The organism is Kaistella antarctica, from assembly GCF_900109615.1.
Taxonomy (GTDB): domain Bacteria; phylum Bacteroidota; class Bacteroidia; order Flavobacteriales; family Weeksellaceae; genus Kaistella; species Kaistella antarctica.
In genome coordinates, this window is the sequence record NZ_FOIX01000002.1 from 290,372 (window position 1) to 305,559 (window position 15,188).

The following is a 15,188-nucleotide window of genomic DNA, read 5'->3' on the forward strand; positions in this document are numbered from 1 at the left end:
TAAAAGATTGATTTTTTGAAAAACGACAACAAATTAATTTTATTGTATCATATTATTACTTAATTATTTTCGTTTAATTTGTAATCGGCAAATTTTAAAGCAAATGAAACAAATTTTAACATTCTTTTTAATATTACTTTTCGGTACTTTTTCTTATTCACAATCCATTAAAATAAATTGGGAAGGAAGCACCGTGATCGATTACGGAAGTAGCAAAGTTACTGTTCCTTTTTTTAAGAACGATAGTTTTGCCTACGAAGAGGGTGGAGTATATCTCAGAATGGTTGAAAAATACGTAGGTTCAAACCGGACGGTCAGCAATTTAATCTGGGAAAAGATCACCTCAAAAGAACTTTTTGACTTAAATGATTACCGTCTTCCTACCGAAGATCATTCGGAAATAAGTTATTACACCAATCCTTACACCCAAGAAAGAACGACCAATATCAGAGTTTCTACTTTGAAATTTGAAAAGGGCGCGATTTACCGTCTAAACTCTTTCACCCTAATTAATGATCAAAAGCCGGAGGAAAATAGAAATTGGTCCACTAAAATTGGAACGACTGAAAATCCTTTAAAACAAGGAAACTTTTATAAAATTAAAGTTGATAAATCTGGAGTTTTTAAAATCACTGCTAAATTCTTGCGAGACAATGGAATGAATCCAGCTAATATTAATCCTAAAAATTTTAGAATTTACGGTAATGGCGGTTTGATGTTACCCGAGCATAATCAAGATCAGCGGTTTGATGCTCTGCAACAAAATGCCATACAAGTTGTAGGCGAAGAGGATGGCGTTTGGAATGATAGTGATTACGCCTTATTTTATGCACAAGGACCCAACGGATATAATGTCTACAAAAGCGCTAATGGTACAGGAAAAAGGAGAATAGATACACGAGGCGATAAATCAAATAACTTTATCAATATTTATGAAGATTTTGCTTACTACTTTATCAATTTTGATAAAGGGGCAGGACTTAGAATTCAAGAAGTAGATCAAGCAACTAATACTACCGTAATCACTCGTTATGATGAATACCAATACATTAACGAAGAGAAATTTAATTTAATGAAAATTGGCCGAATCTGGACTGGCGACGCTTTTAACGGTAATAAAACAGTCACTTTCACCACCAAATCGCCGATTCAACAGACGGATGTTATTCTATATCGAACGCGATATATTGCATTTCAGTCACAAGGAAACAAAATGACCGTCAATCTCAACAATGTTAATCCCGTTACTTTCTCGGTTTCACCGGATGATAGACGAGAATATCTGCCTGCAATTTATACGAGTTCTGTAAGCAACTTATCGGGCAACCAACTCTCTTTTAATTATGCCCCAAATACAGGTAGTAACCCTAACGGTAAATTTTATTTTGATTATGCTGAAGTTCAATACAAAGAAGATTTGAAATTCAACAACAGTCAAATGAATTTTAGAAGTTATGGTATTGCAGAGGAAAGTAACAATATTTACACTTTTAATCTGGCTGATGCTTCTTCCGTAGAGCAGGTTTGGCAAGTTTCGGATATTACGAACGTTGTTAGAAAAGTGAACAAATCAGGAAACTCTGCAAATTTTACTTTCGGTTACTTAGCTAATAGCAATCTTTTCGTCAATGAATTTGTCGCTTTTAAAAGCAGTGACGCTTTTGAACCAGCATTTGTTGCAAAAACAGATAATCAGGATTTAGCAGGTTTGCAGAATATTGATTATTTAATGATTACGGTTCCAGAAATGATGGGACATGCGCAGCGTTTAGCTAATTTCTATCAGGATAAATATTCTGTGGCCGTGGTTGATATCAATAAAATCTACAATGAATTCAGCAGTGGAAGCAAAGATATTACGGCCTTCCGAGATTTTGCAACTAAATTAAATTCGCCAGCAGGAAAGTTGAAATATCTTTTTATTTTAGGAGATACTTCTTATGATTTTAAAGGAAAAAATCACCCTGGATCTGCCGTAGTGCCGAGTTACCAAAGTGAAGAAAGCGGTAATTATGCAGATTCCTATGTAACCGATGATTACTTTGTCATGACTGAGCCGCAGGCTTTAACTGCCGTTACTGTTTCTGCGACATTGCCCAACTTGCCAGTTGGGCGATTACCTGCAGCTAATGTTTCTGAAGCAAAATTATTGATCGATAAAGCCTTAGCTTATAACAACGGACTTCAGGGTCAATCTTCTCCTTTTGGAGAGTGGCGTATGAAAATGGACTTCGTAGTTGACGATGATGCCGATAACCAAGTTCCGTTTCACAACACGATGAATAATGCAATGTTGATGGCGAATATGGAAACTGGTTATACTACAACGAACACAACAACACTTTACGAAAATAAAAAACCAGAATATAACATTCGTAAACTTTATTTAGATGCCTTCCCTGCGCAGACTTCGGCGGGAGGACAAAGATATCCACAGGTTAACCAGGCGATTTTGAATGATGTAGGCAACAGTCTTTACCTCTTCTATTTCGGCCATGGCGGAATTAATGGTTGGGCACAAGAACGAGTTTTAACAATTGACCAAATTCAAAACTTTAATAACTATAATAATATTTATTCGCGTTTTCCTTTAGTTTCAACAATTACGTGTGAATTCACATTATGGGATGATCCCGGAACTTTTTCGGCGGGAGAACAAGTGATGAAATCAAAAACGGGTGGATCGGCAATAATGATTACCTCCAGCCGTGCAATCGGCGTGGGTTATGGCGAACAGTTTACTACCATTTTTACCAAGCATCTGTTTGAGTTGGTTGATGATGATTTTATAAATCTTGGTGATGCTTTGTTAAAAGCTAAGGTGGAGAAAGGAACCTCTAACGATCACTTGAAAGTAAACTATTTGGGAGATCCCGCTACAAAGTTAAGCCGCCCGAAAAGATTAATTGCTATCGATAATATTGAAATTAACGGTGTAGATGCTGGAGCAAATCCTAATATGCGTGCTCTAGATTTTGTGAAAATAAAAGGTCATATCAAAAAAAGCGATAGTGGGCCAGTAGATGAAACCTTTAGCGGAAGAGTTGCGGTCAATATTTTTGATAAAAGACTTAATAAGGAAACTTTGAACAACGATAAAATTCCTAAAATGACTCCGGTTTTAAAGTACAGCGAGGAAGGAAGCCCAATCGTAAAATCTTCTGGTGTCGCTACCAACGGTGTTTTTACTGTTGAGTTTTATGTTCCAAAAGATATTAATTATGAACCAGGGACAGGTCGCGTTTTGTTGTATGCCGATAACAAAGTTTTTGATGTGTTCGATAACCAACCGCAAAAAATTGGTGGAATCAACCCAGACGGAATTACTGATGGCGAAGCTCCAAAAGTGAAATTATACATGAACAATACCAATTTTGCTGATGGTGGAATCACGGATCAGAACCCACTACTCCTAGCGTGTGTCACTGATAATAAAGGAATTAATTCGACAGGCTCCGGTATCGGCCACGATGTTACCGTTATTTTGGATGGCAAAATTATCGATACCGTTGTGCTGAACGATTTCTATTTTTCTGGAGACGCAAATGGATGTGCGAGTCCTTCCTTAGCAGATTATCAAAAAGGAAACGTAACTTACCCCTTTAGAAATTTAGCACCAGGCGAACATCAGCTAACTTTTAAAGTTTGGGACATTAACAATAATTCCACAACTGAAACGTTAAACTTTATAGTTAAGGACGAAAGCGACCAAAATTTAATCGTTAAAAAATTGTTAAATTGGCCGAATCCTTTTACTAATAAAACATACGTTCAGTTTGAGCATAATTGTAATGATGTTTTAGATGTGAATGTTCAGGTCTATACCATCACAGGAAAATTGGTCAAAACGATCAGTACTACGGTAACTGCAGAACCATATTTACAAGGTTTCAGAACACCGAGAACGGCGATTGAGTGGGATGGTAATGATGATTTCGGTGATGCAGTTGGAAAAGGAACTTATATATTTAAAATTTTTGCCAGAAGCCAAAATCAGGATAAATGTAAAGGAAGTGCAACTGCGGTTGAAAAAATGGTTTTATTAAAATAAAATATTAATGATAAAAATTGACTTTATGACATTGACTAAAAAATTATTTTTAGGAGTAGGATTAGGATTGGGCACGTTAGCCTATTCTCAGGCTGGCAATATTCAGCCAGTTCTTACAGGTGCGCCATTTCTAAGGATATCGCCGGACGCGAGAGCTGGAGGAATGGGTGATCAAGGGGTTGCTACAACCACCGATGCTTTTTCACAGTTTTGGAATGCTGCGAAATATCCTTTCAGCAAAACTACTTCTGCGGTTGGGATTAACTATACTCCGTATATGAGCAAGCTCACCAATGATGTGTTTTTACTTTATGGTGCGTATCATCAGTTTTTAGGAGACGAAGAAAGAGCTACAATCTCTGCCAGTATTTACTACTTTAACATGGGTTCAGTTGACCTTACGAAATTAGTAGGATCTGAGGTCGTTCAGGAAGGAACTGCAAAACCGAATGAGTTTTCAATTGACGTTGCTTATGCCTTAAAACTAACCGACTATTATTCTATGGCAGTAACGGGTAGGTTTATCCGTTCTGATTTGTCTGGAGGATTCAACTCTGACAACACGCTTAAAGCAGCAAACTCTTTTGCTGTAGATGTTTCTGGGTATTTTATGTCAGAAAAGCATACCAGTATTAACGATTTTGAAGGTCGTGTAAAAGGTGGTTTTGCCATTCAAAACTTAGGTCCAAGATTAGATTATACAGGTGATGATGAATCAAGATCTTATCTTCCGACATTGGCGAGAGTTGGTGCAGGATACGATTTGTTCTTGGATGATTTAAACAGAGTTGGAGTTAACTTTGAAGCCTCAAAACTTTTGGTTCCTGGTCCAGATGGAAGCGGAAACGTTCCTAATGTTGGCGTAATGCAGGGAATTGGAAAATCATTCAGTAATGAAAAAAGCATGATGTTTAGTGGTGCTGTTGAATATGAATATGACAATGCGTTTGCAGTTAGAGGTGGTTATTTCCACGAAAGTATAGAACAAGGTGCCAGACAATATGCAACCGTAGGAGTTGGGTTGAAATACCAGTCTTTCGGCTTAGATATGTCTTACTTGATCAATACTTCAAAAATTAATTCTGCTTTAGATAACACGCTTCGTTTCGGTTTAACCTGGAATATCGGTGAAGAATCTTCGAACGCTCAGGATTATTAACAAATAATAATATACGATAGAAAAGTCCCAAATTTTTTGGGGCTTTTTTTTGACCTTAAAAGTTTAAATTTGCAAAATGAAATACGCAACCGAATTAAAAAAATTTGCAAGCAGCCAATCTATTTATTCGGCGGTCCGTATTTCGTTGGCCATTGTTTTACCAAGTGTTATTTTAGCGCACTTTGGTTTACTCAAGGAGTATTTCCTTTTTCCCTTGGCCACCAGTTTTATTGGCTTAACCGATCAGGCTGGACCTTTCGTGAGACGAAGAAATGCATTGATTTTAGCGATTGTCTCCTTTTTCACAGTCGCCCTAATCGCCAGCTTATTAAAGAGTTTTCCATTTTTAATCTATCCAGAAATTATTTTGTTCTCCAAATTCTTCACCATGATTGGGGTGTATGGACAACGACTTGCCGCCGTTGGCTCCTTATCTCTGGTCGTTTTGGCGATTTTTATCGATGGTCATTTAACAGGTAGCAATATCATGAAAAGCTCCTTGATCTTCTTAGCTGGATCAATTTTTTACCTGCTCATTTTTTTAGTCGTTTCAAAAATTCAGCCTTACAAATTGGCTGGACAGATGATTGGTGAAAATTATTTACGATTGGGTAATTACCTTTCCTTAAAGTCAAAGTTTTATTTTAAAAACCCAGATTTTGAAGCTTTAAATTCACAAATCATCTCGCAGCAGATTTCCATTAAAAACTTACAGGAGGAAACCCGTGAAACCGTCTTTGAAACCAGAAAAATCGTCAATGAATCCACCACGACCAGTCGTTTACTGATGTTAATGTTTCTGGATTCGATCGATCTTCATGAGAAATTGATGACCTCTGAAAGTGATTACCGAAAGGTGCAGGAAAATTTTGGAAGTACAGATTTTCTAAATTCAATCGGTGAATATTTACAAAAACTGTCAGAAGAAATGGTCAATATCGGAATTGCCCTGCAGAGTAACAGAAAGGCGAGACCGATCGAAAATATTGACTTGATGTTGGAGAAAATATTTAATGAGTATTTTGATTTACGTAATAAAAAACTGACGCCAGAAAACTTAGAAGATTTCATGACACTCCGTTTTATTTTGAACAGAATCACTTCTATATCAGATGATGTTAAAACGATTTATAAAGTTTTTAGCCAAGATGAAAAGTTAGCCAAGAGTTTATCCACAGAATTAGATTTCCGGAAATTTGTAACCGCTGAAGAAAAACTTAGCGTTAAAGTCTTTCTTTCCAATTTCTCTTTAAAATCTAGTTTATTCCGACACGCCATTAGAATTGCTATTGCTTTAGTAATTGGTTACTGGATTTCAAGTTTCGAATTTCTCGGCATTGGTCACGCCTACTGGATTCTCATTACCATCGTTGCGATATTAAAACCAGCTTACGCAACGACAAAACACCGCAATTTACTTCGATTGTACGGCACGATCTCTGGAGCGATTATCGCATATGGGCTTCTCTATTTTATTTCTGACCAGATCATTTTGTTCGTCTTATTTTTAACGGCAATGATTTTATGTTTCAGTTTTTTAAAAACAAAATATGCCTGGGCCGTATTTTTCATGACGATTTACGTCTTTTTGGCTTTCAATATTTTAAATCCGGGAAATGTAAACTTGATTTTTAAAGATAGAATCTTGGATACCGTAATCGCCGGTGCTGTTGCATTTGTTGTTTCTTATTTCGTTTTGCCGGTTTGGGAACATACCCAAAATTTAAAATTAATGCAGAAATCGGCTTTGAGTAATCTCAATTATTTTTCAGCGGCTATGGCCTTTTTTAGAAATGAAAATATGGAGCCTGAAGCTTATAAGCTAGCTAGAAAGGCTGCAGTCATTGATTTGGCTAACTTGTCAGATAATTTTCAGCGAATGATTTCTGATCCAAAAAACCAGCAGAAAAAGCTCGAGCATTTCCATCAATTTGTAAATACTTCTCATTTGATTACAGCTTATATTGCCTCTTTTTCACAATATTCTGAAGCTTCAAAAGTATATCCCGAAATTGACTTTGAAAGTTGGGATTTGAAAATCTCTGCTGAATTAGGCAGAACAGATTTGCTTTTGAATCAAAAAGATTTGCATCATACGATCTTACAGGAAAGTAAAATTCAGCCGATGGATACGGTGGAAAAATTATTGGAAAACCGTAAAAAAGAACTCGCCGAAAACGAATTTTTTGACAGACGTGATCCAAATAGGATTAGCCATTTAACTAAACTTAAAAATTTGAAGGAGATTTTGGAATTGATTTACGACGTGGCAAAAGAGCAACGCAAAGTCGCGGAAAAGTTAGAGCCAGAAGATCAGTCTACAATGGTGAAACAGTAATTTTCAAAAAACTCTACGCGTGCTTTGTACAAATCAGAAACGTTCTCATCATGAACTCTACATTGAATATTGAAGGGAAAATCTAAACTGAAAGGTTTTACCTCATAATGTTTTTTCAGCGACCAGTAATTCGAATGATGGATTTTGTATAAACTTTCTTTCAGCGACCAAATGATCGTGAGATAAGCAATTTCCTTATCTTTTTCAATAAAATTACTTTCTTCTTCCAGCAAAAATTTATGCTGAATTCTTTTAATCTTTGAATTAAAAGGTTCGATGTCAATTCCAACTTTATTCTTAGAAATAGCCAGGGCTGCAAACGGAAAAGAATGCGTCACCGAAATTTCATAATCTTTGGGAGATAAATACGGGATTCTTTCGTTATAAAGAATTTTGTGATCAGGCAAAACCGATTTCAAAATTTTCCGAACCAAAAGCAATTCTTTCAATTTGGTTGGATGATAATCTTTAATCTTTTCGAAATTTTCTTTTTCAACCAAAATGTCTGGATCCAGATCTTCGTCTTCACTATATTTCCAAAGGAGAATGGTCGCTTGGTCATCGGAATAATCTCGGTAGAGTGGCATTAATAAATATTAGATCGTAAAAATACGCAATTCTTTAAACAAATAAAATGTGCTAGAATTCTTTTATTTCATACTAATTGTAGCTGAATTTTCGATGCTAATAGATTAAAGAGATAACACCTATTTCATAAATGATTTAAATATAAATAAAGACATTTCGTATCTTCGCTTCAAACTTATTTAAATAGATGGAAACTACAACACAATACCTTCCTTATAAAGTTAAGGATATCTCATTAGCTGAATATGGGAGAAAAGAAATTAATTTAGCAGAAGCAGAAATGCCAGGATTAATGGCAATTAGAGAAGAATACGGTCCGTCTCAACCATTGAAAGGTGCCAGAATCGCGGGTTGTCTTCACATGACCATTCAAACTGCAGTTTTAATTGAAACTCTAGTTGCTTTGGGTGCAGATGTTACTTGGTCTTCTTGTAATATTTTCTCTACCCAAGATCACGCCGCAGCAGCAATTGCCGCAGCTGGAATTCCAGTTTATGCTTGGAAAGGAATGAACGAGGAAGAATTCGACTGGTGCATTGAGCAAACGGTATTTTTTGGTGAAGACAGAAAACCATTAAATCTCATCTTAGATGATGGTGGCGATTTAACCAACTTGGTATTTGATAAATATCCAGAATTAACAGCAGGAATTAAAGGACTTTCCGAAGAAACTACGACTGGAGTTCATAGATTATACGAAAGAATGCAGAACGGAACTTTGGTAATGCCTGCAATCAACGTGAATGATTCGGTTACCAAATCTAAATTCGATAACAAATACGGATGTAGAGAATCTGCAGTAGATGCAGTGAGAAGAGCAACTGATTTAATGTTAGCTGGTAAAAGAGTGGTTGTTTGTGGTTACGGTGACGTTGGTAAAGGTACTGCGGCTTCTTTTAAAGGTGCTGGATCAATTGTTACGGTTACTGAAATTGACCCGATCTGCGCCTTGCAAGCGGCAATGGATGGTTTCGAAGTTAAAAAACTAGATACCGTAGTTGCCAATGCAGATATCGTGATTACGACAACAGGTAACTTTAATATTGTTAAAGGCGAGCATTTCAAAAAAATGAAAGATAAAACGGTAGTTTGTAATATCGGACATTTTGATAATGAATTGGAAATGACTTGGCTAAATGAAAACTATGGTGACACCAAATATGAAGTAAAACCGCAAGTTGACGTTTATACAATTGACGGAAAAGAAATTATCATTTTGGCAGAAGGTCGTTTGGTGAACCTTGGTTGCGCAACAGGACACCCAAGTTTTGTAATGAGTAATTCATTTACCAACCAGACTTTAGCACAAATCGAATTGTGGACGAATTCTGAAGCTTACGGAAATGAAGTTTATATGTTGCCAAAACATTTAGATGAGAAAGTTGCCTTTTTACACCTTCAAAAATTAGGCGTAGAATTAGAAACTTTATCTCCTGAACAAGCCAAGTATATTGGTGTTGAAGTGGAAGGTCCTTACAAACCAGAATACTACAGATACTAAGATAAAAGTTGAAAAACTTTCAATAATAATTGAAAAACTCTCTGATTACTCAGAGAGTTTTTTTACTTTTCAGCAGCAATCATTTGAAATAGAAGCTCATGCTTTTCCCCTAATTTTCTCTTCAATCTTTGTTTTGATTTCTTCACAGCTTCAATGGTTATACCCAGCAAACCAGCAATTTCTGAGTTCGTAAAACCTAATTTCTGCAGCAAAATAATTCTGAGATTAGAGTCGGTAATTTCTGGAAAGTTTTGCAGCACATTTCCATAAAACTGAGCATGTTCTCGCTGAAACTGATTTTTGAAATTGCGCCAGTTCTCTTCGGTCATTAAATGAGATTTTAATAAATCATCTAATTTTACGCGATTATTTTGGTTAGCGGAAGACGTTGACCCTTTAATGTTCTCAATTTCGCCGTAAAGTTTTTGAATCTGAATGTTTTTCTCCTTAAAAAATTCAATGTGTGTATCAAGAGTTCGGTGGGCGTCTAAAAGTTTTTTCTCGTTGTTCAATTTAGCGCTTTCGTACGCTACAATTTTTTCATCTATTTCGACCTGCTTTTTCTGTTCTCTTCTTTTTGCGGCATAAGAAATTAATACTAATGCTATAATTAATAGTCCTGAAACCGAAAAAATTATATTTTTTAGAAGAGATTCGTGAGAAAGTTTTTTATTCGTAAGGTCGATATCTTTCTGAAGTTTTCTTTTTTGCACCATCCATCTAGATTGATTGAGCGGGAGCGCACCATCGCTTTTATTGAGCGAATCTTCAAGTATTTCTATTCGCCTTCTTATTCCCAACTCATCAACCTGTGTACCCTCAAGCTGTAGAATATTTAATTTTAATTTTAAAATTGCAAGTTCATTAATTTTAAAATACGGTTTTGATTTTGCAATCAGGTCTGCTTTTTCAATTGATTTTTTTGCCTCATCGATCTGCATATTTGCCGAATACAATCTTGTTAACAGAGTATAGGCGTACATCGTATTTTGCACATCTTTATTTTGTTCAGAAATCCGAATATCTTCCAAAGCAAGTTTAATGGCCTTCTCGTAGTCCTTATTTTTTTCATAAATCTGAGCTAAATTCCCTAAGGTCTTCGCATATCGAATCTGATCGCCAATTGACTGCGACAAACTCGAAGCTTGGCTGATATGTTTCTCAGCTTCTTCCAAATTTCCAGTTTTCAAATAATTAAGACCTAAATTGTCAAGAATTGCGGCATACTCAGCTGTGTTTGGTTCGCTATATTTTAGGGCTTTATGTAAATTTTTGATCGCTTCGGGATGGTCGCCAATAGTATCCAGATAAAAACCAATCTTGGTAAAAGAATGCCCAGGAAACAGTAATTGTTTAGGATCATTTTGCTCGATCATATCGATTACAGACATGAAAACAGGTAAAGCATCAGTCATTTGCCTAAAATTGTACAAGTATTCTGCATAGCTCAACGCCGCCCAGACCTCAAGCGGTTTTGATTTTAGTGTCTTGGCATTTCTAATTGACTTTTTGAAATGAAAATCACTTTTCGGATTGAGTCGGTCAAACGTTTTGGCGTAAGAGTTACCAAGCAAAACATTATAAATAATAACATCGCTCGCGGTGCTGCGGTCTTTAAGTGGTTGTAAAAAATTTTTTATGAAAATCGTATCCGTATTTTGTCTGTCGTGCTGATTGATAATCTTTTCAAGATCAGATCTTTTATTTCCGGAAGAGTTTGAATGTATTATCTGCGCTTGCAAAGAAAGGGCAAACCAGAATAGATATAAAATAAGGAATTTTTTTTTGACCATTGAATTGATAAAACTACAGAAGGAAATATATCAGTTGAAGAAAAAAGAGACTTTTTGTTCTTCCTAATAGTAAAGTTATTTAAAAATATGAGATAATTGAATATCGAAAATAAATTTTCAACCGAAATATAAAATTGATGTGAAATTCTCTGTTTGCAGCCTTTTTGACTAGAAAACAGAAAAGTTTAGCAACCGCTCTGATAAGCCATTTTCTTTTTTTTAGTCCTATTCTATATTGTCCACCCTTTGTCCACCCCTAGGATTAGGCTCTTTTTGTTTGAAGAGATACATTTGTTATAACAAAAAATAATAACCATTGAAACTTTTAACATCGCAGATGCATTGAAGCTTCAATAAAAACTAAAAACACAAATGATTTATTTTCTCCTACTGCTTTGGCGGAAGGAGTTTTTTTTGTAATCATTTTGAAAAAATCAAGCTAATTATTTTGCTAGATCTTATGAGCAATTATTTTTAATTTAAAAATGGTTGGGCTTGTCTAGATTTATAATTGTAATTAAATCCTTCACTTAAATGTTTTCCGCTAAAAATGGATGAAAAAGACTTCATGCCGATATTTCGACAATGAAATTAAAGTGAGCGACAGAATTCGCACTTGTGACCGTTGAGATTGAAGTCGAGATGCTCTATGGAGTTTTAAATTCAAACACAAAAAAAACTTCACAATAAATTGTGAAGTTTCAGTGAGCGCGACAGGATTCGAACCTGTGACCGTCTGCTTAGAAGGCAGATGCTCTATCCAGCTGAGCTACGCACCCTAAGAAGGGATTTTTTCAAACTTATCGTTGGGAAGATAAGTTCTTTTAAAAAAGAAAACTCTCGAAAGAGTTTTCTATAAAGTCGGGGCGGCAGGATTCGAACCTGCGACCTCCTGGTCCCAAACCAGGCGCGATGACCGGACTACGCTACGCCCCGAGAATACGTTGACGAAAGTTGCGGAGAGTGAGGGATTCGAACCCTCGGTACCGTTTCCAGTACGCATGTTTAGCAAACATGTCCTTTCGGCCACTCAGGCAACTCTCCAGTGCAATATTTATAAGAGCTTCTGTTCTGTAATTGCGAGTGCAAATATAAAAGAGTTTTCCTTATAAACCAAAAATAATTCCTAAAAATAATTCGTATTTTTGACTTTAATTTTAAAATATTTCGAACCATATGCGTAAGACATTATCTATCATATCCTTAGGTTTTTTAATTATTTCCTGTGGAACGCAAAAAAATACACAAACAGTCGTAGCAAAACCAACATTGCCTAAAGTTTCACCTGCAAAGCCTGTGGTTTCTGATCAAAAGCCGAAAGTTCAACGGGAGCATGGAGTCGATTTTTTCAAGGATAACATCGCAGATGTTTCGAAAAATGACAATACTGCGAGTTATGGTTCGATCGTTTCTGCAAATCCCGCCACATATAAAGTGGTAAAAACTTTTTATCCCTCGGTTGGGCAAAATTTCAGACAGAAATATATTATTTTACATTATACTGCTTTAGATGATGATAAATCGGTGATGGTCCTGACGCAGCAGTCGGTCAGCGCACATTATTTGGTGAACGATTTGGGAGACAATGAAATTTATCAATTGGTTGACGAAAACAAAAGAGCCTATCATGCCGGAATTAGTGCCTGGCGAAAAGATAAGATGCTCAATGATACTTCGATTGGGATTGAAATCGTAAATGCTGGTTATAAAACTGACGCCAGTGGAACAAAGATTTTCCCCGAATATTCTGACGCGCAAGTGAGAAAAGTTGCTGCCTTAGTAAAAGATCTTGCTAATCGCTATATGGTTCCTGCGACGAATATTTTAGGGCATTCTGATATCGCACCAACGCGTAAACAAGATCCAGGACCAAAATTTCCCTGGAAGAAATTATACGATGAATATCAAGTTGGAATGTGGTATGACGAAGGCACCAAACAAAATTTCTACGATTCGGCGGTTTTAGAAGATTACGCGATGCAAATGTCGGTTCCTTCTTTTCTGTTTAAAATACAAACAGCATTGCGGGATTTTGGATACGACCTGAATCCAAATGGTGCTTATGATGATGCGACAAAGAAGACGATTGAAACCTTTCAATATCATTTCCGGCCGCAAAATTATTCTGGAATGATGGATGCAGAAACTTGGGCAATTTTACAAGCTTTAGATCAAAAGTATCCAAATAAATAAATATCTTTACGATTCAGAAAGTGGGCGACAAAAAATCGCTCATTTTTTACATCCCTTTTGAATCAATTTAATCAGTTCAGTAAATAATCTTAACTTCTCAACAAATTATTTTTATGGAAAATTTCAGAAATGAAAGCGATTTATTAGGAACTCTGCAAGTTCCTGTCGATGCATACTATGGGGTTCAAACCCAAAGAGCGATTGATAACTTTAAAATTTCAGGACAGACTCTTTCTTCGTATCCACATTTTATTAAAGGTTTGGCAATTGTAAAAAAAGCAGCCGCAAAAACCAATTATGAATTAGGTTTACTCGATGAAAATATCTATAGGTTGATCGCAGAAACATGCGATGAATTGACTGCCGGAAAACTACATGAAGAATTCCCAATCGATATGATTCAGGGTGGAGCCGGAACTTCGGTGAATATGAATGCCAACGAAGTAATTGCCAACAGAGTTTTAGAAAAACTAGGAAAAGAAAAAGGAGATTATCAATTTTGTTCTCCAAACGATCATATCAATCTTTCGCAATCGACCAATGATGCTTATCCAACTTCCTTAAAAATGGCTTTGCTATCGATGAATGTTGAGTTGGTTGTAAAATTGAAAAAAATTGTTGAGGCATTTCGTGAAAAAGGAAAAGAGCTTACGCCCGTGATTAAAATGGGACGAACGCAATTGCAAGACGCAGTTCCCATGAGTATGGGACAGGAATTCGAAGCCTATGCTGCTACTTTAGAAGAAGATATTTCTAAATTAAACGCCAATGCCAATCTTTTTGTGGAGGTTAATATGGGTGCAACAGCGATTGGAACTGGTTTAAATGCTCCTGTGGGTTATGCGAATCTTTGTGCTAAAAACTTAGCGCAACTAACCGGTTTTGGAGTCGTGTCTGCACCAAACTTGGTTGAAGCTACACCAGACACGGGATCTTATGTGATTTACTCTTCCGCTTTAAAAAGATTAGCCGTGAAACTTTCGAAGATCTGTAACGATTTGCGTTTGCTTTCCTCAGGACCAAGAGCTGGGTTTTTTGAAATCAATCTTCCAGCCATGCAGCCAGGATCTTCAATAATGCCAGGAAAAGTAAATCCTGTAATTCCAGAAGTGGTAAATCAAGTTTGTTTTAAAGTAATTGGAAACGATTTGACGGTAACTTTTGCCGCAGAAGCTGGACAGTTGCAATTAAACGTGATGGAGCCTGTACTTTCCCATTCGATAATGGAAAGCATGATTTTCTTAGGGAATGCAATGGATACGTTAAGAGAAAAATGTGTCGTCGGAATTACAGCAAACAAAGAAGCATGTCTGAATATGGTGAGAAACAGCATTGGAATCGTTACCGCGCTTAATCCATATATAGGTTATAAGAACTCAACAGAGATTGCGAAAGAAGCCTTGGAAACGGGTAGAAGCGTTTACGATTTAGTTTTAGAACGTAAAATTTTATCTGAAGAAAGACTCAATGAAATTCTTGATCCGGAAAACATGTTGAAACCACATCACCCGATGTAACTTTTACCGATAAAAGCTGACTTATCACTCATAATCGGATAATTTAAA

At 36.2% G+C, this 15,188-nt stretch carries 8 protein-coding genes and 3 tRNA genes; 6 read left to right on the forward strand and 5 right to left on the reverse strand.

Annotated elements, in window-relative coordinates; genetic code table 11:
* Positions 1-103: 103 nt before the first annotated feature.
* The 3 genes from porU (at position 104) to BMX49_RS06025 (ending at position 7,548) form a co-directional block, all read left to right on the forward strand.
* Complete coding sequence (porU, locus tag BMX49_RS06015) at positions 104-4,051, forward strand: type IX secretion system sortase PorU (RefSeq protein ID WP_034716845.1); 3,948 nt, start codon at positions 104-106, stop codon at positions 4,049-4,051.
* 25 nt (positions 4,052-4,076) lie between these two features.
* A complete protein-coding gene (gene porV / locus BMX49_RS06020; protein WP_034716844.1) occupies positions 4,077-5,210 on the forward strand; it encodes a type IX secretion system outer membrane channel protein PorV in 1,134 nt (377 codons plus the stop codon).
* A gap of 76 nt (positions 5,211-5,286) precedes the next feature.
* Complete coding sequence (locus BMX49_RS06025; RefSeq protein ID WP_034716842.1) at positions 5,287-7,548, forward strand: FUSC family protein; 2,262 nt, start codon at positions 5,287-5,289, stop codon at positions 7,546-7,548.
* On the opposite strand, the gene BMX49_RS06030 is transcribed toward BMX49_RS06025, so the two are convergent.
* Positions 7,524-8,135 carry a 4'-phosphopantetheinyl transferase family protein gene (locus tag BMX49_RS06030; RefSeq protein WP_034716840.1) on the reverse strand — a complete coding sequence of 204 codons (612 nt, stop codon included), beginning with the start codon at positions 8,133-8,135 and terminating at the stop codon, positions 7,524-7,526. The two genes, BMX49_RS06025 and BMX49_RS06030, sit on opposite strands and share 25 nt — an antisense overlap.
* 188 nt (positions 8,136-8,323) lie before the next feature.
* Here BMX49_RS06030 and ahcY point away from each other — a divergent pair, with 188 nt between their 5' ends.
* On the forward strand, positions 8,324-9,637 hold the full coding sequence (gene ahcY / locus BMX49_RS06035) for an adenosylhomocysteinase (protein ID WP_034716837.1): 1,314 nt from the start codon (positions 8,324-8,326) through the stop codon (positions 9,635-9,637).
* Positions 9,638-9,699: 62 nt separating this feature from the next.
* On the opposite strand, the gene BMX49_RS06040 is transcribed toward ahcY, so the two are convergent.
* The 4 genes from BMX49_RS06040 to BMX49_RS06055 all read right to left on the reverse strand — a co-directional run bounded on the left by BMX49_RS06040 (position 9,700) and on the right by BMX49_RS06055 (position 12,474).
* A complete protein-coding gene (locus BMX49_RS06040) occupies positions 9,700-11,430 on the reverse strand; it encodes a tetratricopeptide repeat protein (RefSeq protein ID WP_034716835.1) in 1,731 nt (576 codons plus the stop codon).
* A 705-nt stretch (positions 11,431-12,135) separates the two neighbouring features.
* Positions 12,136-12,209, reverse strand: a tRNA-Arg gene (locus tag BMX49_RS06045).
* 82 nt (positions 12,210-12,291) lie between these two features.
* A tRNA-Pro gene (locus BMX49_RS06050) sits at positions 12,292-12,366 on the reverse strand.
* 21 nt (positions 12,367-12,387) lie between these two features.
* Positions 12,388-12,474 (reverse strand) — tRNA-Ser (locus tag BMX49_RS06055).
* A gap of 132 nt (positions 12,475-12,606) precedes the next feature.
* On the opposite strand from BMX49_RS06055, the gene BMX49_RS06060 reads away from it, so the two are divergent.
* Positions 12,607-13,623: an N-acetylmuramoyl-L-alanine amidase gene (locus BMX49_RS06060; RefSeq protein WP_034716833.1), complete on the forward strand. Its 1,017-nt coding sequence runs from the start codon at positions 12,607-12,609 to the stop codon at positions 13,621-13,623.
* Between the two features lie 113 nt (positions 13,624-13,736).
* Positions 13,737-15,140, forward strand: a complete 1,404-nt coding sequence (gene aspA / locus BMX49_RS06065; protein WP_034716831.1) for an aspartate ammonia-lyase — start codon at positions 13,737-13,739, stop codon at positions 15,138-15,140.
* The last annotated feature ends 48 nt before the right edge of the window (positions 15,141-15,188 follow it).